The following is a 21667-nucleotide window of genomic DNA, read 5'->3' as shown; positions in this document are numbered from 1 at the left end:
GTATAGTTAATGTCAACTGAGTGATAAAGGTGGTCATAAAGATGTCCAAAGATAAAAAACAACAAGAAAATGGCTCGATGGCAACGTCATTTGAAGAGGTGCAAGAGCTTGGTAAGCAAATGGAGAAACGCCGAGAAGAAACGGAATTAGAAGAAGTGGGGAGGGAACAAGACCCTGAACAATTCGATGATGAATAAGAGAAATTGGATACTTATTACCTAACGACTAACGCCGAAAATAAGGACATAAATTGCTGGAATAGCAAATACTATTTAAAACAGAGCGAATAAATCTCGGGGTAGCGAATAAATCTTCGGAAAGAGCGAATAAATCGTCCCAATGAGGGAATAAATCCGTTGAGAGAGCGAATAAATTTATTGAGAGAGCAAATAAATCTCGGGGTAGCGAATAAACCTTCGGAAAGAGCGAATAACTTCCACAACAAGAGTCAATCTTCAAAATGAGCGGATCATTCTATAAAAGTACACACCTTCTCACATAAAAGACCAATTGGTTCCATTCATCCCAGTGAGAATCGTTCATCCTCGAACCAATAGGCTCAATCAAAACAATGTGATGAAACAATGCCCCATTAAATGCGCCATTAATAGAAAACTTGTGCTAAAAACAACATACGCACATAGAGTTTTTAAACTGTCATATTCCCTTCAGAAAAAGTCGTTATTCTCGAAATGATTTGACAATGTTTGTATAATAAGGATTACCCAAAGGAGGTAATAATATGTATACAATAACGTCAACAAAAACATTACATAACGGTATTGAGATGCCACGCTTCGGATTAGGAGTTTATAAAATGGATGATCCAAAAGAGGCTTTCAATGCTATCATAAAAGCATTGGAGACTGGGTATATCGCAATCGATACAGCAGCTTTTTATAAAAATGAACAACAAGTTGGAGAAGCACTTCGAGCATCTGGAAAACGTAGAGAGGAAGTTTTCATTACCTCGAAAGTCTGGAATACTGATCAAGGATACGATGAAACATTAAGAGCATTTGAAAAAACATTGACAGCTCTTAATACAGACTATGTAGATTTGTATTTAACGCATTGGCCTGTTCCGGAAAAATTTCCAGAAACTTATCGTGCTATTGAAAGATTGTATGATGAAAAATTAATTCAAGCAACAGGAGTCTCAAATCACGAAATTCATCATCTTGAAAAACTTTTTGCTACAGCGAATATTAAGCCGATGGTCAATCAAATTGAATTACATCCATATCTTTCACAAGTAGAATTGCGTCATTTTTGTGAAGAAAACGATATTGCTGTCACTGCATGGTCACCACTTGGTAGAGGGCGTGTACTACAAGACGAAACAATCGCAGCTATTGGTGAAAAATATGGTAAATCCGTTGCTCAAACAATCATCCGCTGGCATTTACAAAGTGGTCATATAGTTATCCCTAAATCAGTGACACCAAGCCGTATTGAAGAAAACGCCAATATATTTGATTTTGAACTAACGGCAGAAGATATGACAGCTATCGATGCACTAAACCGCAATGAACGCTTCGGCTCACACCCAGATCATTTTGCTTACTAATGAGTTCGAATAAATCTTATCACACGTGTTGATTTTACAAAAATCAGGATACCTGTTTGGCATAGTTTTTGAAAAACTCTGTATTTTCAGGACCATTTATATAGATTGGAGTGGAGGCTTGCTCGGCTCCTCGAAAATGCACGCATTTCCTTCGTGCGGTGTGGATTCAGGAAGTCAATTCAATGTCCCGCGGGAAAAGCGAATAGATGAGGCTCAGCATTCGCCCGCAAGAAAGCGAGCAAGTCGGAGCTGCAATCAATGAATTCCCCTATTTTTATGGATTAAATTGGATAATCAACACGCCTGAAATCTTATATCTCTATCATTTTACGATCACTCTAATAGCTAAAATTTCCTTCTATGAAAAATGAATTTTTTATGTAGTTGTCATTAATTAGTAGTATTACTAGATATTTCGTTGTAAGATGAAAGTAATAAATGACGAAAAAGGAGTGTAATAATGGAACTATTGTTAGATCGTGTACAGCATACAAGAAGTGCTTTACGTGAGCACATGTTAGAAACGATATTCAACGAATTTGATGTAGAATGTATGGGGCTAGATGAAGAAAAAAGGAAGATTAAATATCATGAAATGATGGAAAGCCCATTTCGTTTCTTTCGGGGCAGTGCCTATCTATTTTATTATGATGTGACGAAAATTCCATTCCCTTATCATACACCAGCCGATAAACCTGCTTGGATTCAAGGGGACTTACATATGGATAACTTTGGCTGTTTCCAAAATGAAGCAGGAAAAATCGTATATGATATCAATGATTTTGATGAAGGGTATATTGGCTCGTATCTATATGATATTTTACGAATGACGGTCAGCATTGCTTTATATACGGATGCCGAAGAGCTTGGTGAGAAAGAGCAAAAAAAGCGCATTGTTCATTATTTACGCAGCTATTATAAGCAACTTCAACGTTTCAAGGAAGATAAAGACGATCCGTTAACGCTTACCTTCACAAAGGAGAATACAAAAGGTCCCGTAAAAAAAGTATTGAATAAGTTGGGAAAAAGACAGCGTCATCATTTGTTAGCCGATATCACGTCTATCAATGAGAAAGGTGAACGTACTTTTAATTGGGATGAAGAAATCAAACCTGTTACAGATGAAGAATTAGGGAAAATCAAAGAGGTTATGCAGCAATACTTCTTAACAATTGATGCAGAGAATAAGCAAGATCCTTCTCACTATCAAGTGAAAGATGTTGCACGAAAATATGGTACAGGCACAGCTTCCATTGGTCTAAGCCGCTATTATATTCTAATAGAAGGTGGGCAAGAAGCAGGTGGCACGGATGATTTAGTGTTGGAAATGAAGGAAGTGCGCACTTCTATTCCTGCCTACTTTTTACCATATAGTTCAGTATTTTGGGAAAAACATGCACACCAGGGTGAACGAGTAGTAGCAACTCAAAAAGCAATGCACCATTTAGAGGATCCTTATTTAGGTTATGTAACAATGGATGATAAACACTTTTATATTCGTGAACGTTCGCCTTATAAAAAGAAAGTCAAAGCGGAGAACTTTACAACATTAAAAGATTACGACCAAACATTAAATATAATGGGACGTGTTACTGCAAAAATTCACGCACGTGCAGATGCAGACATTGAATCTACACTATTAACACATCACAGTGAAGTCGAAATTCTTAAAGCAATCGGTGATGATGTCGATCAATTTATCCACCATATCACATATGTAGCTGTGAATTACAAAGAACAAGTGAAATATGACTATACATTATTCTGCAATTGGGTAGAAGAAAATTTTGATAAATAAACAATTCATCACCAAAATATGTGGTCGATGATCAGAAAGTCATTTTAAAAAGAATTGTGCACAAAAGGGACAAACAAATATTCCTACCTATAAATTTAAAAATACACGAATGCAACTCATTAGCATTCGTGTGTTTGACTTTTAAGGGTTTTTTTCTCAGAATAGTTTACTTTTAAAGCTACTGTTGTTCAATTATTCCCCATGTTTATCCAAATCTCTTATCGAGCTTCCATCAAAAATAAGGTTATAAATGAATGGGAAGATAACCATGAAATAAATTGAATTTCACAAAGTAAGGATCATATTGTCCCCGTTCATGCGGGATGAAAATCTGATTAGTGATATCTATTTATCTTTCAATATGGTCTCTTCAAAGAATTTCTTGAAGGTATCCGCTGATTGTTCACCCACTACACGTAATTGTTCTTTGCCATCTTTATAATAAACAAGGGTTGGTGTGCCTTCAATATTGTACTGTTTCCATCCTTGTTCAAATTCAAGAAGATTATATTGATCGATATGAATCCCCTTGTCTTTGGCTAAAGGCATTAAAACAGGAGTGATCTTTTTACAGTGAGGGCAGTCAGATTGAAAGAAATAAACGATTTCTTTGTCACCACTTGCGATTTTCTTTTCCAATTTATCAGGTAAAATGATATTTTGATAGTTTTTATCTTTTAAAATATCAATTGTTGCTTGATTTAAATCATCTTTTCCATAAGGATTATTTGCCAGCTTTCCCTCATTCGACTTGTTATTGATAAAATAGAGAACTACAAAGGCAGCAATAATAATAAAACCAATGATCAATAAAATAGTCAGTCTATTGTCCTTTTTCTGTGCAGCAGCTTTTTTGGAGTTTGCCAATTATTTTTCCTCCTTAAGTGTTTTTAACATATAGAAGCTTGTACCAGCGATTAGAATGAAAGCCACTAAGGATAAGAGTGGAATGGTGATAAATCCTAACCAGTTAATATAATCTGATGTACAAGGGACTCGTCCACATGAAATAGCGGATTCTTGTAATGCAGGCACTTTTTGAATGCCATAATGATACAATGCGGTACATGTTCCTAAACAGGAGAAGATAGCACTTGTCACTGCAATACGAGCGTTCTTTTGAACATATGCTACAGCTAAAATAATGACTAGTGGATACATGAGAATGCGTTGATACCAACATAATTTACAAGGTTCGAAGTGTTGAACCTCTGAAAAAAATAAAGAACCCATCATGGCGATTAGTGATACAACCCACATAAAAAGGAGGCTATTTTCCAGTTTTTTTGACATAAGAAATCTCCTAATCTTAGTATATTTTTAATTATAGTAGGGATAAAAATAAAAGTAAAACATGAATACATAATAGTGGATTCTGTAGCAATTTTATCATAGTCACGAAATCTCATAAAGTAAGGTGACCTAAAAATAGGAAATTATATTCTGCCCCGCGTGAACAGGCAATAAGTTCCCGCATTAGGATACAAGCAAGACAAACAGAGGATAGGTGAAACAACTGCCACAGTTCAACTAACCAAAGAAAATCCCCACTGATGGAAACCTCACTTGATCTCCATGTTTTTTCTTCTCACCCCTTAATCCGCAAATTATATCCGTCGAATTACCGAGATTGTCAATCATGCCGATAAAAATAGTCAGTGGTATGATAGAAGGAAGAAGGAATTGGACATCCAAGACGGGAGGCAATTAATGAATCCTACAGATCATTCAAATGTTAGCTTATTAAAAGAAATTGCAGAATTATTAAATGAAGGAACAGAAATGCAGCCGATGCTTCAAGTTGCGCTCCGTAAGTTTTTGGAAGGCACTAATTTCGAGACTGGTTGGATTTTTTTTGTCAATAAACGTGGTCGCCATGAGCTCATTGCACATGAAAATCTACCTCCTGCATTGGAACATAATGGTTGTCATTTTCTAGCTAAGGGTGGTTGCTGGTGTATTTCGAAATATCGAAATGAGGAATTATTAAAGGCATCCAACATTATTGAGTGTCAACGTATTGAAAATGCTACTGCTGCTTGTGCTGGTAATTGTGCAGGGATTACCCATCATGCGACTGTACCGTTGCAATCTGGACAAGAACGATTTGGATTGCTAAATGTAGCTTCTCCTAATACAGTTTGTTTTACAGATGATGAACTTGCTTTGCTTGAATCAGTTGCTTTTCAAATGGGTTCTGCGATAAAGCGGATTCTATTAACAAAACAAGAACAGCAAATGGCGCTTGTACAAGAACGCAATCGTCTAGCGAGAGATTTACATGACTCCGTCAATCAGCTGCTATTCTCTGTTACTTTAACTTCTCGAGCTGGTATCGAAATGACAGATCAGATAGAGATTAAAGAGACCTTTAAAGAAATTCAAAGTTTAACACAAGAAGCATTAACAGAAATGCGGGCACTTATCTGGCAGCTTCGTCCAAAGGGGTTAGAAAGTGGTTTGATAGAAGCGATTAAAGGATATGCTGAAATGTTAGGGTTGCAGCTAAAAGTGAAAGTATCTGGTGTATTGCAGCTACCATCGCGTATTGAAGAAACGCTTTTCAGATTGACACAGGAAGCGCTCAATAATGTTCGAAAGCATTCAGGTGTAAAAGAGGCAGAGATTTTTATCACGATTACGCAGACAGATGTATTGCTAGTTATTAAAGATGAAGGAAGAGGCTTTCAGGTTGATTCACTCGTAAAACTGCCTTCAATTGGGCTACAAAGTATGCGTGATCGCACAAAAGCATTGGGTGGCTCAGTCGATTGGGTGAGCAACTTAGGGAAGGGGACTGAAATATTGATCCGTCTACCTTATTGAAGGAGGTATAGATATGATTAAAGTGTTAATAGCTGATGACCATCATGTGGTGAGGAGAGGATTATTATTTTTCCTCAAAACACAAAAAGACATTGAAGTCATTGGAGAGGCTCGTAATGGAAAAGAAGCTGTAGAACTTACGACAACATTACATCCTGATATTGTATTGATGGATTTAGTCATGCCTGAAATGGATGGTATTCAAGCTACAAAGCGTATTAAAGCGCAGTTTCCAGAAATACAAATTTTGATGCTCACAAGCTTTTCCGATAGAGACCATGTCGTACCAGCCATTGAAGCAGGAGCGGCAGGTTATCAGTTAAAAGATATTGAGCCTGATGAATTAGTATTAGCCATCCGCCGTATCATGGCTGGAGAAAATATTATGCATCCACAAGCAACGACACAACTCATAAAAAATCGTGAACTCATGGAAGATCTTCCGCATGTCAAGCATCCTCTGACAAAGCGAGAGCAAGATGTACTGGCAGAATTGACAAAAGGAAAGAGCAATAAAGAAATCGCAGCTTCTCTTTTTGTAACAGAAAAAACGGTCAAGACACATATTTCTAACATTTTTGCTAAGCTTGAGGTACAAGATCGGACCCAAGCTGCATTATATGCGGTGAAGTATGGTTTGACGGAGGGGAGTGGGGAATAATATTAAGAAGACCATACCACTCGAATTGGATGAGGAAATCTCGAAGATTGAAATGTATACAAGTAATTAAATGGAACTGCTCACAAAGTGTGAACGGTTCCATTTTAATATGAACATTTCATAAGATACTTCCTAAGCTATTTTGTTGCATGAACGGCAATCAGAATCTTCAACAAAGGATTTTATAGGTAGATTCATTAAATTCATTAAACGAAGTAGCGTGATCGAATCATTGCCATAAGCTTGTTTTCAATTGAGCGTGGATTTGAATAGATAAAATATACGGGAACGGTTGGCAGCTCAAATAAATCGAAATCGGCAATATTAAAACGGCCTTCCATTTGCTCCTTTCTTAAAGTGACCATTGGTAGAAAAGAAATACCTAAGCCATCTTTGATAAATTGTTTAGCAACATAGGATTGTGATAATTTGATTTGTTTGCAAAAAGGAAAATATTTTTTTATATCCTTGGATAATTGTTCCCAGATATACGGATGATGTCCAGTAAATATAGGATATTGATGAAATACCTCTTCTAATTCTATATATCCACCTGATTCATCATCATATGCGTCAAAAAGTGTAGAGTATCACTGATTTCCGCTCGCTTTCCTGCGGGCGAACGCTGGGGGCAACAGGATGTTGGTCACGGAGTCGTTGCCACAGGACGTGGCGCCCTTAGACTCCGTTCCTTAATCGCTTGCGCTCCGTGCAGGGTCTCATCTGCTCGCTCTTCCCGCGGGACATTGAATGGACTTCCTGAATCCACACCGCACGAAGGAAATGCGTGCATTTTCGAGGAGTCGAGCAAGCCGCAGCGAAGATCTACATAAATGGAGCAAAAAATACATGTTTTTTAAGGATTATGTCAAATATATTTCCTGATTTCTGCCTAATCAACACGCCTTTCAAGAAATAGTTTGTATAAGATGTGGTAAAATCGTTTCAACCATCATAGGTGTTATCGCAATCATACATTTATCCCGATATCCTTTTTGTAAAAGATGAAATCTTTCTAAACTGTTTTCCAACTGATTAGAAATTTCTTCTGCCTCTATTAAAAAGGCTTTACCGGCCTCAGTTAGTCGCACTCGATTTTTCTCACGCTTAAAAAGCTTAACTTGTAGAAAATCTTCTAGTTGATGAATATGTACCGTTATACTTGGTTGGGAAAGATTCAAATGCTCTGCGGCTTTCCGAAAATTACACGTTTTTGCTGCGACAATAAATGATTGAATCCAAAGATAATTCATCCTTCTCCCCCTTTGATTAATGATTTTAATCGAATCATTTAAAAATCTTTAATTTACTAAATTATACAATAATTATATAGTTTAAATAAGATGTACATCCAAAATTAAACAATTGAAGGGATGAAAGACATGAATAGAAATATAAGAGAAATTTTTCGCCGCTTTGCAAAAAATGAATGTGAGAATTCAAGTGAATTATACGAAACGCTTTCTTATGAGATTTCAGAGGATAGTGATTTGTTAGAATTAGCTTGCTTTATTCCCGAAGGACAGCCAATACCTAATTTGTTTTTTGCTGCTGTCCAATATCTCTTGATGGACACACAAGATGATTTGAAAAGATATTATGTTTCTTTTACAGAAAGTCCACTTCCAGTTCAGGACGCATTCCCATATTTCAAAAAGTATGTTTTATCCAATGAAGAAGAGCTTAAACAACTCTTTAGATCAAAACTTGTCCAAACGAATGAAGTGCGTCGATGTGCATATTTATATCCAATGTTTACAGATATTTATGAAAAACATCGAATGCCATTAGCGCTAATTGAAATTGGCGCAAGTGCAGGCTTGCAGTTAGGGATAGAGCAATATCGTTACATTTATAACGATAAATTAGTAGTAGGTAATTTAAATAGTTCACTGACGATTCATGCTCAAAATCGAGGAAAGGAACTACCACGCTCGATTAAAGAGATTCCTGTGGTTGAAACAAGGATTGGTGTTGATTTAAATCCGATCGATTTACAAAACAAAGAAGAACTGAAATGGCTACAAGCCCTTATTTGGCCCGAACATCAAGAAAGAAAAAATTTGTTGAATCAGTCTGCCTCGATCATAAAAAATTTAGATATTCAGCTAATCCGTGGTGATGCCGTAGAGCAAATTGAAGAAATCTGTGACCAGATTCCGTTAAATCAACTTATTGTCATATTTCATACGCATGTTGCCAACCAACTCCCAATGCATTTAAAAGATGAATTGATTGAAAACTTAAAGCGTATGAGTGCAAAAAGATCCATATACCATTGTTATAACAACATGTATGATACGCTCTTGCATCAAGATTACATGGCCGACAAAATCGTTCATTCAAAAAGAGTATTGGGAGAAACAGATGGCCATGCAAGATGGTTTACATGGCAATAAGCTTGTAAGTTCAGAGGATAAAGTAAAGTGTGGTTTTTCTTCATTCTCCCACTGAACTAGAGGAACCCAGGTTAAAAGCGCCGCGTCTTGTGGCAACATCTGAGTGACTAACATGTTGTTGACCCGAACCAATCGAGCACATGCGGCAGTTGATCTCCTACCTTCTTCACTTTTAAAGTGGGAGTATTACTGCCCGTTACTGTAGGATAAAGTAGAACTTCAAAGCCGAGATATAAGTTGAAAATTAATCGATTTTAGTATAAATCATAAAAATAAAACCACATGGAATCATAGCTTGTGCATTTGATTTCATGTGGTTTATTCATGATTAAAAGGGTTTTGTCCAGTACGTATCATTACTCAAAAATATTATGCTCATGCTCACGGTTTAGTCCTTCTGGTTCGATATGAACAAGTACGACTGCAAAAGGCTTTACTTGGCGAATCGTTGCTTCTATTTCTTCTGTAATATGATGACTTTGCCAAACATTTAACTCAGGATTTACCGTAACAGTCAAATCAACAAATATTAGATTTCCATGATTTCGACCTTTGAAATCTATTAGTCGAATCACACCGTCTACGTTTTTAACAAGCGCAGACAAAGCCTCTAATTCTTCTTCATCAAATCCATCTGTCAATGTATGTACTGCCTCGAAGAAAATATCATAGGCCGTTTTTAAAATGAGACAGCCAACAATTATGGCAGTAATGGAATCAATAATAGGAAAGCCGAAAATAGCGCCAAAGATACCCACTGAAGTCCCGAAGCTGACCCATGCATCTGAGCGATTATCATAAGCTGCTGCTTTCACTGCGGAACTCTCAATACGATTCGCTAGTTTTATATTGAAAAAGTAAACCAAATACATGATAATACCACTGCCGAGTGCCACAAATGCTGTCAGTAGTGAAGGTGTAGGATGATTGTGCTCAATCAGGCTTTTCCCTGCATTAAATAATACTTGGATACCTACCATCGCCATAATAAAGGAAGCAATGAGAGAAGAAACAGTCTCAGCACGCAGATGACCGTAATGATGATCCTTGTCTGGTGGCTTTTGCGAAATTCGTAGTCCAATTAGGACAGCTATAGATGCAATAATATCGGTTGTATTATTTAGACCATCTGCTTTAAGAGCTGTGGAATGTCCGATAAAACCAATCGTTAATTTAGTAGAACTGAGTAAAAGGTAGGTTAGTATACTCAACCAAGCTCCTTTTTCCCCTTGTCTTAAATTTGTATATAAGTCCACAATGTTTCCTCCTTGCAAAAGTTTCAGACAAGCGAAAACGACGCACCCTATTGAATAATAGTGTGCGCCGTTCTCTGTCTAGTTAAACCAACTGTTGATTAAAGTTCAGTTGAATTATTTTCTTCATCATCTAAAGCTGTTTTTTCTATCTTGTCTGGTAGTTTGATGACTTCTAGATAAAGAATATGATGGCCGTCTACCTCTTTAATGATAAATTCATAACCTTGCTCAGTGATCTTTTCACCTTCTACAGCATCAAAATCTTTTGTCATGAACCAACCACCGATTGTGTCAATATCATCCTCTTCGATATTAATCCCTAAGAAGTCATTGACGTTTTCGATTAACATTTTGGCATCTAGGATATAGTGGTCATCTTCAATTTTACGAATTTCAGGGACTTCATCTTGGTCAAATTCGTCGCGAATATCACCAACGATTTCTTCAATGATATCTTCAATTGTGACGAGACCTGAAGTACCACCATATTCATCCATTAGAATGGCCATATGGATGCGTTCACGTTGTATTTTTAACAGTAGATCACTTAGTGGCATTGTTTCAAAAACACGAATAATCGGTTGCATATATTCAGTAACAGGCTTAGAACCATTTACTGTTGGATTTTTAATATAAGCTGTTAAAAGATTTTTCATGTTGACCAAACCGATGATATGGTCTTTGTCTCCATCTACAATTGGATATCGGGTATATTGTTCTACACCCATTACTTCAAATACTTCTTTTAACGTTAAATCTTTATCAATTCCAATAATTTCAGTACGAGGTACCATGATTTCTTTGGCAATACGATCGTCGAATTCAAAAATGCTATTCACATATTTATATTCGGATGGATTAATCTCGCCGCCCTTTAAACTATCTGATAAAATAATTCGCAATTCTTCCTCTGTCATTGCGACTTCGGACTCTTTCATTCCTTTTAGACCAAACAGAGCAGCTAAGGCATTAGCTGAGGAATTTAAGAGTTTGATGAATATAAACATCACATTATGGAATAAGATTAAAAAGCCGGAAATATTGAGTGCTACACTTTCAGCTTTTTGAATCGCCAATGTTTTTGGTGCTAACTCACCCATAACGACATGTATAAATGTTACGATTGAGAATGATAGGATAAATGATAGGAATGACGTAATACTAGCATTTAAGTCAAGTAGATTGAATAACGGGGCTAATAGTTTGGCAACCGTTCCTTCTCCTAACCAACCTAAACCTAAAGACGTAATCGTAATCCCTAGTTGGCATGCGGATAAATATTCATCTAAATTTGTAATAACCTTTTTAGCTTTTAAAGCTTTTTTGTTACCTTCAGCAATAAGCTGATCAATTCTAGTTGTTCTAACTTTTACGATAGCAAACTCAGTTGCTACGAAAACTGCCGAACATGCGATCAAGACAGCAAACGCTGTCAATCGTATGGCTATGTCCAAAGACTTCCTTTGTTCCAAACCCAAATGAGGGGGAGAACAAAGTGTACACCTCCTATAGTAATAAAAATGTTTAAGACAATCATAAGATATTTTTCGACAAAAAACAAATGATCCAAAGGGTTTTGACAATTTTTCTCACAATTCTTGTCCAATTCATTCAGTCATAAGTATGGGGAATAGGATGAACGAGAAAATTATCTGGATAAAATTTTCAAAAAGTATTGACAATTAAAAAACTATAATGTTAATATTTAGAAACACTAAATAATTAAAAGAAAATGGAGGTATGGAGCATGACAATTGTTCAACATTATTCAATAAGTAGAGAATTTCATAATGCATCCACACCTCAATCCTATTTTCTTCGTCATTGAATGAATACAGGTACGGGTGTGTCCCGTACTCTTGAAGATTAGCGCATGCTCATTTTGGGGTATGCGCTTTTTTGTTGCTTTTATTCAGAAAGATTTAGTGTAAAAAACAAAAAGGGAGAGAGTGGATTATGTACATTCGAAAAATGAGAAAACAATTGAACAAGGATTCGATTGAAGATGGCTAGCTAGATTCGCAAAATAGAAAGGAAGGTAGCAAAATATGTTTGATGTATTAATAAAGCTTCAATGGTTTTTTAAAGAAAATTGGAAACGATATACGATTGCTGTTGTACTGCTGATTATTGCCAATACACTAGAGGTTATTCCACCGTGGTTGATCGGTGAATCTATTGATGCCATCCATCGCGGGACGATAACGACTACATTATTACTGCAATTTATCGGTGCATTAGCAGCAATATTGGTGGTAGCATATGTTGTCAATTTTGTTTGGCAATATCAATTGTTCGGAGGTTCCAATGTAATTGAGCGGAAATTACGAAAAAATTTGATGGCACAGTTTTTAAAAATGTCACCCCCTTTTTACGAGCGTAATCGAACGGGGGATTTAATGGCTCGTGCTACTAATGATTTGCGTGCTGTCTCTGTCACAGCCGGTTTTGGTATTATGACACTTTTAGATTCAACATTATATCTTGCTACGATTATATTAATGATGGGCTTTTCGGTATCATGGAAGTTAACGTTTGCATCTATTATTCCATTGCCAATCCTAGCCATCACGATGCAGATCTTAGGAAAGAAAATTCACGAAAAATACATGATTGCTCAAGATGCTTTTGGTCAGATGAATGACCGTGTCCTAGAAGCTGTTGAAGGTGTACGGGTTGTTCGAGCATATGTACATGAAAGAGCAACAGAAAAGCAGTTTGCTGATATGACAGAAGATGTCTATCAGAAAAACATGGATGTAGAAAAAATCGATGCATGGTTTACACCAATAACACGGGTTTTAACAGGGTTAAGCTATATGATCGGTCTTGGTTACGGGGCCTATCTGGTATCGATTGGTGATATTACTTTAGGAAATTTGGTATCTTTTAATGTTTATCTAGGAATGGTAGTTTGGCCAATGTTTGCTATTGGTGAATTGATCAATGTCATGCAACGTGGAAATGCATCACTAGACCGTGTACAAGAGACATTAAACGAGAAAGAAGATGTAGCGGATCCACAGGCTCCAGCAGTTATCGAGAAACCTAACTCAATCGTTTTTCATGATGTAACATTCCAATATCCACAATCACAGTCCATTAACTTATCTCACTTAGAAGTATCTTTAAAAAAGGGTCAAACGTTAGGGATCGTAGGGAAAACGGGTAGTGGTAAAACAACGGTTGTGAAGCAATTATTACGAGAGTACCCTACAGGTGATGGAACACTAAAATTGTCCGGTGAGTTGATCGAAGCACAAACAAAAGAACAAGTACGCAACTGGATTGGTTACGTACCTCAAGACCATGTCCTTTTTTCACGAACAATACGAGAAAATATATTGTTTGGAAAGCCAGATGCGACAGAAGAGGAATTACAAGAAGCCATTCGAGTGTCGTGTTTTGAAAAAGACTTAGCAATGTTACCAATGGGATTAAATACACTAGTTGGTGAAAAAGGGATCTCTCTATCAGGTGGTCAAAAACAACGAATATCTATTGCACGTGCATTGATACGTGATCCTGAAATCCTCATCATGGATGATTCACTGTCAGCTGTTGATGCGAAAACAGAAAGTACAATCATCAAAAATATTCAACAAATCCGTGAACATAAAACGACCATCATCGTAACACATCGGTTGTCAGCGATTATGCAAGCCGATTCCATTATTGTATTAGAAGATGGCAAGATCATCGAAGAAGGTACACATCAACAGCTTATTTCACAAGATGGTTGGTACAAAGAACAATATGATCGCCAACAGATTGAGGGGGCGAAATAATGAGTACAACCAAAAGACTTTGGCGTTATGCATTACTTTATAAAAAAATATTAGTTACAGGGCTTTTTCTTTTAGCGATCGCAGTCGCAGCAGATTTAGCAGGTCCATTAGTAGCGAAGAAAATTATTGATAATCATATCGCAAAAGCTGCTACACAAGGTTTAGAGTTTAAACCAATCGCTATATTACTTTTCGTATTCTTTGGTTTAGCAGTGATAACGGCCATTTTCCGATATGGTCAGTATATTCTATTGCAAATGGGTGCCAATCGCATTATTCAAAAAATGCGAAATGATGTTTATCAACATATACAAACACTCCCGATTCGCTATTTTGATCGATTACCCGCTGGAAAAGTGGTATCACGAGTGACCAATGACACAGAGGCTATTCACGATTTATTTGTTCAAGTATTATCGCAATTTGCGGCAAGTTTTATGACCATATTTGGCATCTATATTGCGCTATTTTTCCTTGATTGGAAAATGGCTTGTATTGCGCTACTAGTCATTCCTTTACTTATCCTTTGGATGATCCTTTATCGTAAATATGCGGCAAAATATAATCACATCACACGTAGTAAATTGTCTGATATGAATGGGATGCTAAATGAGTCCATTAATGGGATGACCATTATCCAAGCCTTCGGACGTGAAAAGCAGATGGAAGATGAGTTTAATGAGTTAAATGATGAATATTATAAATATCAAAATAAGTTGGTATTGCTAGATTCAGCTACCTCACATAATTTAGTAGGAGTGATTCGTTCACTGACATTTATCATGTTTATTTGGTATTTTGGTAGTGCTGAGTTGGCGGGTGATCGTGCTATTTCAATCGGGATGCTCTATGCATTTGTGGATTATATTACACGTTTGTTCAATCCAGTGACGAATGTTGTCAATCAACTTGCTAACTTAGAAAGAGCAAATGTTGCATCAGAACGTATCTTTAATCTATTAGATCAACCGGGGGAAGCAGTCGATGATACAAGAATTGATCGTTATCATGGAAATGTAGCCTTTCATCATGTTTGGTTTGCTTATAAAGAAGAGGAATATGTTTTGAAGGACATTGATTTTGAAGCTAAGCAAGGGGAAACCATCGCACTAGTAGGTCATACGGGTTCTGGAAAAAGTTCAATTATGAACTTATTGTTCCGTTTTTATGATGTAACAAAAGGTTCGATTACCATTGATGGTATGAATATTCAAGATCATTCTCGTCAAACGATCCGACAACATATAGGAATTGTACTGCAAGATCCCTATTTGTTTACAGGCACAGTGGCTTCCAATGTTAGCTTAGAAGATCCGAGGATTTCACGTAAAATGATTGAACAAGCTTTAAAAGCAGTAGGGGGAGAGCAGGTTTTAGCTAATTTGCCTGGGGGCATAGATGAACCAGTTATTGAAAAGGGAAGTACCCTTTCATCGGGGCAACGCCAATTGATTTCTTTTGCGAGAGCACTTGCATTCAATCCAGCCATTTTAATATTAGATGAAGCCACCTCGAATATCGATACGGAAACAGAAGAAATCATCCAGCATGCAATGGAAGTATTGAAAAAAGGGCGTACAACATTTGTCATTGCGCACCGACTTTCAACTATTAAAAATGCCAACCGTATATTCGTACTCGATCAAGGAGAAATCGTAGAACAAGGTACGCACGATGAACTTCTAGCTCTAGGTGGAAAGTATAGTCAGATGTATAAATTACAATCTGGAGAAATGAAATAAAATTTAACAGTAGATAAGGATAGGAGGTAAACTTGATATATTTCGAGTTTGCCTTCTTAGTTTTTGAAATAGATTTTCTTACATATTTTAGGGAGAAGGATATTTGCAATGAATCTATGGTTTCTTGAGGGCTGCATGATCCTAGATAAGGAACATTTAGGTTAGAGAGGGATGCTTTTCATGAATATAACAGGTGCAGAACGTGTTTTTGAATAGAATCAGATGTAAGAAAAAGTTTAAGATAATATTAATTTGTAAATATATGGAAAACAAGACGAGGGAAAACTTAAATTGTCGAAAGAGCGAATGAACTCGTTGGAGGAGCGAATAAGTCCGTCGAGAGAGCAAATAAACTTTCTGAAGGAACAAATAAATTCATTGAAAGAGCGAATAAATCTTGGGGTAGCGAATAAATCTATCGAGAGAGCGAATAAACCTGCCAAGAGAGCGAACAAACTTTCTGAAAGAGCAAATAACCTATTCAAAGGAATAAATAAAACTACCAATAGAGAAAATAGCCCCTCTCCTCGAATCGACAAATCATTTCCTAGAAATCCCCATATATTTTATGGTTTTATCACTTCACCTTAACTCGAAAACTGATATGATAGATATTAGTTTGTTTTTCATTTTCCAAAAGTTATTAGTTTCAGTTCATAACATTAAAAGAAAGGAAGGTATGTTCATGGTACAAGTTGCAGCTATGCCTGCGGTGATACGTACAAACTTAATATTAACGAACAAGGCGCGCGAAGGTATTTTAGCATGGGCGAAGGATGAACATGCTTTTTTTCATCTTCAAAAAACATTTGTTGTACATATTGAGCATGTTCAAAATACAGCACAAGACGAAATGGCTGTTACTTTATATTTTGATAACGTAGAAAATCCAGTATTAGCTGAAAAATTGGACGGACAAGTAGTGGTGATGAATGGTGTTGTAAAATATGAAGGTTTACTCGTGACAAATTTTCGGGTGTTAAGTAATCGAGTACCTGTTCATACAAATCGACGTTTTAAAACCAATATGCAGTTTGCTACCAATGCTAGTAACACAGTTGGTATGCCACTTGAATTGCATAGTAAAATTCGAGAACTACCGGTTGCAGAGGAGCGTTCAAAGTATGTTCAAAAGCGTATTTCAAGCTGGGAAGGATATTTAAAAATCCAAGAGCGTGATGCGACCATCGATGATATGAATGTTTCCTTCTCTCACTATGAATTCAATGAAGATTTTAGTCGAATGATATTTCAGGTTAGCGGTTTAAAAGAAAACGAATGGAAAAAGGTCATAGGATTAAGTGCGAAGGTACAAGGTTCTAAAGATGAACTAGGATCTGTATTAAAGGCGCAATCTTCAAAGAAAACGGTTGAAATCGAATTACGCCCATTTATACAAGAGCAAGTTCGCAAAAATCGATGGCATCCCAAAACAAAGGAACTGGTGTTTAGCAATTTTGCAACATTGAGTCAGATACGCCGATTAAGAAAGGGATTTAGTGATCTCGAAAAAGGATTAGCAGCGAATGCTAACTTAGAAAAAATCCTCTTCGAAGAACGTCCACGAATCCAACAGCCTAAAAAAAGAGCTCAATTACAATTCGATAATCGTCTCAATGAGTTCCAAAGAGAAGCTGTCGTTGGGGCTATGTCAGCGGAGGATTTATATGTTATTCAAGGTCCTCCAGGTACGGGAAAAACAACGGTCATATCTGAAATATGCCAACAAAACGCCAAAGCAGGCTTAAAAACTTTGGTCGCTTCGCAATCCAATTTAGCTGTAGATAATGCGTTGAGTAGACTTTTAGCCAACAAGAATATCCGGATTCTTCGCTATGGTCGCACAGAAAGTATTGAAGAAGAAGGAAAAAAATTCATCGAAGAAAATGTTGCACTGTATTGGCGTGAGCAAACCTTGCATGATTTGGAAGCGGAGTTAGCCATTCATAGAGATCGGACGACTGAATTAGAGCATGCGATTGATCAAAAAGAAAACGAGCTCCAAGGTTTACAACAGCAACTAAAAGTATTGACAGAAAAAATAGCTGAACAAGAACAAGCCGAAAAGGATTTTGTAATTGTTGAAGAGGATATTAAAAACTTAAAGAAATCACTAGGATCTTTACGAAAAGAACTGCGTTTACTAGAAGAGCAAACGGCTGAACTATCGTCCAAAAAAGTACATGAAGCTAAAAAAATCGAGCAATTCGAAGAAATATTATCAGAATATGGCTCGTTGGAAAAACTGGAAGAAGCTGAACAAGAAAAGCAAAGAGCAGTGATAAAACTTCGCCAACAAGTTTCCTATTTGATCGCAAAAGATGGTTTAGTCCAGGCGAAGGTATCATTCAAAAATGCACAGACTGCTTATTCAGAATGGTTAGTCAATCATCAACAACTTGAAACTTCTATGGAAAGCATTGAAGCATGTAAAAAGATTCAAGACTTAACGACTTTTATGGAAGAGCATCATATTCAAGCCAATACGAAAATTGAATGGCAACGGAATTCCTTTGAACGCATTCAGATGCAAATGGTTGGCTATAAAGAATGGAGAGAGGTTCGCAAGCGTTTAAATGGCGCAATAAGTTTTTTAGAGGAAAAAATTGGTGCATTTGATAGCGAGAAAATTTTACATAACGTAGAAACTCAAGTAGCAAGTGGTTATTCTTCATTTTCCATTCGTGAGATTGATTCAGCCATTGACCATTTTAAAAAATTTCTTTTGGAAACGCCTGATGTTTATGTCCATCAGCTATATGTTTATCTGGAGCGCTTGTATAATCGACGCTTTTTTGTTGAGGAACAATTTGGAATGCTTGAAAATCAACGTCAAGAAATTATGCGCCTATTCCAAATGATGAAACAAGAGGTAAAAGCACAAGTTTCCTATATTTTAAGCACATCCAAACAGCACGAAAGCGGATTATTAAACATAAAAAATCGTTGTAGTGCTGAAGTTGAACAGTTAAAACGAAAATTGGAGAAATTAAATGATTCTGCCCAAGTAGAAGAACTTAACTTAACACTATTGGAACTTCAAAACAAATTAGCTCTTGAAGAAAAAGAAGTCCAACAGATTGCACAACAAAAGCAAACGGTGGCATCTACTTTACCAAAACTAAAACAAATGCAAGATGATTTTGCTGTGATGGAGAGAGAGGAAAAGGAAGCATTAGAACAACTTGCACAAAAAGAAATCCAAGTAAAAGAAGTCAATGCAAAGGGCCTCTCCCAGGAGAAAAAATTAAAAGAGCTAGAAAAGATTCTTCAACAAGATTTAACAAGACAGAAACAATACACAGAAGAAACGATAACGAGTGTGGAAAGAATAATCGAAAAGCTTTACCACGACAAGCAACAATTACCGATTAAACAACAGTTACAGCAACAATGGCATCAATTATTACTACAGGCAAGTGAGCATGACTTAGATGAGATCCGTAAGCTCTATGTCAATCATGCTAATGTGATTGGGACGACTTGTGTAGCATCTGCACGGAAAGAGTTTATGGATCATTACCCGACATTCGATGTGGTGATTATTGATGAAGTATCAAAGGCAACTCCCCCTGAATTGCTGCTACCTATGTTAAAAGGAAAGAAAATTATTTTGGTAGGAGATCATCATCAATTGCCGCCATTAATCGGTGATGACACATTAGAAGAGACCTTAAAAGCAATCATCGATGAGAGTGAAGATGTTCAGGAAATTCATGAGCTGAAAAAACTGCTGAAAGAATCATTATTTGAACGATTATTTAAAAACTTACCAAAATCAAATAAACAAATGCTAGCTATTCAATATCGTATGCATGAAAATATTATGCAAACGATCGCACCGTTCTATGAAAACGAAGACAATCATTTGCAGTGTGGATTAGATAACTCTGATCAAGTACGTGATCATCATTTAGAGGGACATTATGTGAAGCGTGAGGATCATTTAATCTGGCTTGATATGCCAAGCAAAAAACCATATTTTGAAGAACAAATGAAAAATGGCAAGAGCCGCTTCAACCCAGGCGAATTAGAGACGATTCGATACACATTATTGGATCTAGATCATGCGACGGAAATGGCTATTGCAAGTGGCAGCCTGCCAAAAGGATATAAGAAAAGTGTAGGGGTCATCAGCTTTTATGGGGAGCAAGTAAAGAAAATCGACCATCTTGTACAGCAAGAATTGAAATTGGATCACTTGCATCTTCGGACAGGTACAGTAGACCGTTTTCAAGGCATGGAGATGGATGTTATTATCGTGAGTATGGTTCGTAATACAGAGCACAAAGGCGGAGATATTGGGTTTGCTAATGATTATCGACGGTTGAATGTGGCATTGTCTCGAGCAAGAGAACTGCTGATATTAGTGGGTAGTGTTGAGATGTTTACAAAACGAGCTAAAAAAAGAGAATCACGTGAAATGTATGATCGTTTGTTTGAAGTGGTTAAATCTCAAAATGGTCTTCGCAATGAACAAGGAAATCCAAAATAGAGTTGGAAGGGGGTTCTGCTATGAATGCATTAGAAAAAAAGCTGACCAATAAAATCAAACAAGATCCCAAAACGAATATCTTAGCCACTTCTAGCTGGTGTTTTCCTATTCAAACAGTAGAATTTAACTATAAACCAGTAAAGAGACTAACGATGGATATCCTGATGAAAATGATTTTACTAAGCTGCAAACAAGCAGAAATAGCCGATTCCAAAGAACTCAGTGATCTATTATTAGTAGAAAAATTATTTATTCAAGATTTACTCCAGAATCTCCAGAATAAAGGATTAGTCGAAAAAACATCCTATTATCAACTAACAACTAAAGGTGAAAAACAGCTAGAAAATGGAATTTATGAAGAAGAGCAGGAAGAAGAAACGCAACATCTTTTTTACAGTGCCACTCATCAAAGCTTTCTCGCTGGGGATTTAGAAGCTTCGGATGATTTTGAAAACTTACCAGAAACTTTTGCCTATGCTTCTGAGGAGTCGGTAAATATAGCAGAGGAAATCATTTTCAAAGCTTTGCAAGAGAATCGATCAACGATGGAAAAGGAAGATTTGGATCAAAATTTGGTTCAGACCTTTATCACATCCATTGAATCGCAAAAAACGATACAGATCAATGATATCCCTTGCATACAATTTATCATCTATAACGAGGAGAAAGATTTATTGTATGTACGTGTTTGGAATACTTTCATAGGGCATTGGGATGAAGCATTGGAAAAAATATTGATGGAAAACGAATTGGTCAAATGGCGTGAGGAATATTTAGAGGGAAAAGAGTAAGCTGATTTGAATAGTGGGAAGAATATAATCAAATTTCTTCTATATGTCGAATAAGATTCTAGGAAAAGCAATAGAGAGCTAAGGTTATGTTAATTCCCATTAAAATATAGTTAACGTTAAATGGTGTGAATTACATTTTATACTATTGTTTATTTTTACCGGAAAATCAATTAGAGGGAAATTATTTTCTTCTAATTGAATCAATTTCATAAATCATTTTCTTCTTAAAAAATACGAACATTTAATAATAACTAATTTTGATAATTGTGGAGCGGAAGACGGCGACTCCTCGAAAATGCATGCGCATTTCCTTCGTGCGGTGTGAGTTCAAGGAGGCTTAT

General features: G+C 36.6%; 16 protein-coding genes. 10 read left to right on the top strand and 6 right to left on the bottom strand.

Annotation, left to right across the window (positions count from 1 at the left end; translation table 11 throughout):
* The first annotated feature begins 41 nt into the window (after window positions 1-41).
* From FEZ13_RS16680 to FEZ13_RS16670, 3 genes are all read left to right on the top strand, one after another.
* Window positions 42-197: a hypothetical protein gene (locus tag FEZ13_RS16680; RefSeq protein WP_146547489.1), complete on the top strand. Its 156-nt coding sequence runs from the start codon at window positions 42-44 to the stop codon at window positions 195-197.
* Window positions 198-742: 545 nt separating this feature from the next.
* Window positions 743-1570 carry an aldo/keto reductase gene (locus FEZ13_RS16675; protein WP_146553607.1) on the top strand — a complete coding sequence of 276 codons (828 nt, stop codon included), beginning with the start codon at window positions 743-745 and terminating at the stop codon, window positions 1568-1570.
* A gap of 460 nt (window positions 1571-2030) precedes the next feature.
* Window positions 2031-3368: a DUF2252 domain-containing protein gene (locus FEZ13_RS16670; protein WP_342355259.1), complete on the top strand. Its 1338-nt coding sequence runs from the start codon at window positions 2031-2033 to the stop codon at window positions 3366-3368.
* A 345-nt stretch (window positions 3369-3713) separates the two neighbouring features.
* Here FEZ13_RS16670 and FEZ13_RS16665 read toward each other — a convergent pair whose 3' ends face one another.
* Window positions 3714-4235, bottom strand: a complete 522-nt coding sequence (locus FEZ13_RS16665; protein WP_243881162.1) for a thioredoxin family protein — start codon at window positions 4233-4235, stop codon at window positions 3714-3716.
* The gene (locus FEZ13_RS16660) at window positions 4236-4661 is read right to left on the bottom strand and encodes a disulfide oxidoreductase (RefSeq protein WP_146553606.1); all 426 of its coding nucleotides are present in this window, start codon (window positions 4659-4661) and stop codon (window positions 4236-4238) included.
* 417 nt (window positions 4662-5078) lie between these two features.
* On the opposite strand from FEZ13_RS16660, the gene FEZ13_RS16655 reads away from it, so the two are divergent.
* Both FEZ13_RS16655 and FEZ13_RS16650 read left to right on the top strand, forming a co-directional pair.
* Window positions 5079-6194: a GAF domain-containing sensor histidine kinase gene (locus FEZ13_RS16655; protein WP_146547493.1), complete on the top strand. Its 1116-nt coding sequence runs from the start codon at window positions 5079-5081 to the stop codon at window positions 6192-6194.
* Window positions 6195-6207: 13 nt separating this feature from the next.
* A complete protein-coding gene (locus FEZ13_RS16650) occupies window positions 6208-6855 on the top strand; it encodes a response regulator transcription factor (protein WP_146553605.1) in 648 nt (215 codons plus the stop codon).
* A gap of 206 nt (window positions 6856-7061) precedes the next feature.
* On the opposite strand, the gene FEZ13_RS20250 is transcribed toward FEZ13_RS16650, so the two are convergent.
* Both FEZ13_RS20250 and FEZ13_RS16640 read right to left on the bottom strand, forming a co-directional pair.
* Window positions 7062-7196 (bottom strand): hypothetical protein, encoded by a 135-nt coding sequence (locus FEZ13_RS20250; protein WP_255473230.1) that lies wholly within the window; start codon window positions 7194-7196, stop codon window positions 7062-7064.
* Between the two features lie 567 nt (window positions 7197-7763).
* Window positions 7764-8108: a LysR family transcriptional regulator gene (locus FEZ13_RS16640; RefSeq protein ID WP_146553603.1), complete on the bottom strand. Its 345-nt coding sequence runs from the start codon at window positions 8106-8108 to the stop codon at window positions 7764-7766.
* Between the two features lie 129 nt (window positions 8109-8237).
* On the opposite strand from FEZ13_RS16640, the gene FEZ13_RS16635 reads away from it, so the two are divergent.
* Window positions 8238-9254 (top strand): DUF2332 domain-containing protein, encoded by a 1017-nt coding sequence (locus FEZ13_RS16635; RefSeq protein WP_146553602.1) that lies wholly within the window; start codon window positions 8238-8240, stop codon window positions 9252-9254.
* Between the two features lie 356 nt (window positions 9255-9610).
* On the opposite strand, the gene FEZ13_RS16630 is transcribed toward FEZ13_RS16635, so the two are convergent.
* The gene (locus FEZ13_RS16630) at window positions 9611-10510 is read right to left on the bottom strand and encodes a cation diffusion facilitator family transporter (protein ID WP_146553601.1); all 900 of its coding nucleotides are present in this window, start codon (window positions 10508-10510) and stop codon (window positions 9611-9613) included.
* A 98-nt stretch (window positions 10511-10608) separates the two neighbouring features.
* Window positions 10609-11964, bottom strand: coding sequence for a hemolysin family protein (locus tag FEZ13_RS16625; RefSeq protein ID WP_243881161.1), 1356 nt, complete (start codon window positions 11962-11964; stop codon window positions 10609-10611).
* Window positions 11965-12558: 594 nt separating this feature from the next.
* Here FEZ13_RS16625 and FEZ13_RS16620 point away from each other — a divergent pair.
* The 4 genes from FEZ13_RS16620 to FEZ13_RS16605 all read left to right on the top strand — a co-directional run bounded on the left by FEZ13_RS16620 (window position 12559) and on the right by FEZ13_RS16605 (window position 21326).
* A complete protein-coding gene (locus tag FEZ13_RS16620) occupies window positions 12559-14298 on the top strand; it encodes an ABC transporter ATP-binding protein (protein WP_146553600.1) in 1740 nt (579 codons plus the stop codon).
* Window positions 14298-16040 carry an ABC transporter ATP-binding protein gene (locus FEZ13_RS16615; RefSeq protein WP_146547499.1) on the top strand — a complete coding sequence of 581 codons (1743 nt, stop codon included), beginning with the start codon at window positions 14298-14300 and terminating at the stop codon, window positions 16038-16040. The genes FEZ13_RS16620 and FEZ13_RS16615 overlap by 1 nt, the downstream gene beginning before the upstream one ends.
* Window positions 16041-16725: 685 nt before the next feature.
* Complete coding sequence (locus FEZ13_RS16610; RefSeq protein ID WP_186725962.1) at window positions 16726-20535, top strand: DEAD/DEAH box helicase; 3810 nt, start codon at window positions 16726-16728, stop codon at window positions 20533-20535.
* Between the two features lie 20 nt (window positions 20536-20555).
* Window positions 20556-21326, top strand: coding sequence for a hypothetical protein (locus tag FEZ13_RS16605; RefSeq protein WP_146553598.1), 771 nt, complete (start codon window positions 20556-20558; stop codon window positions 21324-21326).
* The last annotated feature ends 341 nt before the right edge of the window (window positions 21327-21667 follow it).

Origin of the sequence: Rummeliibacillus sp. SL167 (genome assembly GCF_007896505.1) — a bacterium.
Classification (GTDB): Bacteria; Bacillota; Bacilli; order Bacillales_A; family Planococcaceae; genus Rummeliibacillus; species Rummeliibacillus suwonensis.
Note: the sequence above shows the minus strand (reverse complement) of the source record. Positions and strands in the feature narration are given on the sequence as shown.

Bases quoted from the DNA above. Each gene is read 5' to 3' on its own strand.
- FEZ13_RS16680 (WP_146547489.1), top strand. From the start codon at position 42: ATGTCCAAAGATAAAAAACAACAAGAAAATGGCTCGATGGCAACGTCA.
- FEZ13_RS16675 (WP_146553607.1), top strand. From the start codon at position 743: ATGTATACAATAACGTCAACAAAAACATTACATAACGGTATTGAGATG.
- FEZ13_RS16670 (WP_342355259.1), top strand. From the start codon at position 2,031: ATGGAACTATTGTTAGATCGTGTACAGCATACAAGAAGTGCTTTACGT.
- FEZ13_RS16660 (WP_146553606.1), bottom strand. From the start codon at position 4,661: ATGTCAAAAAAACTGGAAAATAGCCTCCTTTTTATGTGGGTTGTATCA.
- FEZ13_RS16655 (WP_146547493.1), top strand. From the start codon at position 5,079: ATGAATCCTACAGATCATTCAAATGTTAGCTTATTAAAAGAAATTGCA.
- FEZ13_RS16650 (WP_146553605.1), top strand. From the start codon at position 6,208: ATGATTAAAGTGTTAATAGCTGATGACCATCATGTGGTGAGGAGAGGA.
- FEZ13_RS20250 (WP_255473230.1), bottom strand. From the start codon at position 7,196: ATGGAAGGCCGTTTTAATATTGCCGATTTCGATTTATTTGAGCTGCCA.
- FEZ13_RS16640 (WP_146553603.1), bottom strand. From the start codon at position 8,108: ATGAATTATCTTTGGATTCAATCATTTATTGTCGCAGCAAAAACGTGT.
- FEZ13_RS16635 (WP_146553602.1), top strand. From the start codon at position 8,238: ATGAATAGAAATATAAGAGAAATTTTTCGCCGCTTTGCAAAAAATGAA.
- FEZ13_RS16620 (WP_146553600.1), top strand. From the start codon at position 12,559: ATGTTTGATGTATTAATAAAGCTTCAATGGTTTTTTAAAGAAAATTGG.
- FEZ13_RS16615 (WP_146547499.1), top strand. From the start codon at position 14,298: ATGAGTACAACCAAAAGACTTTGGCGTTATGCATTACTTTATAAAAAA.
- FEZ13_RS16610 (WP_186725962.1), top strand. From the start codon at position 16,726: ATGGTACAAGTTGCAGCTATGCCTGCGGTGATACGTACAAACTTAATA.
- FEZ13_RS16605 (WP_146553598.1), top strand. From the start codon at position 20,556: ATGAATGCATTAGAAAAAAAGCTGACCAATAAAATCAAACAAGATCCC.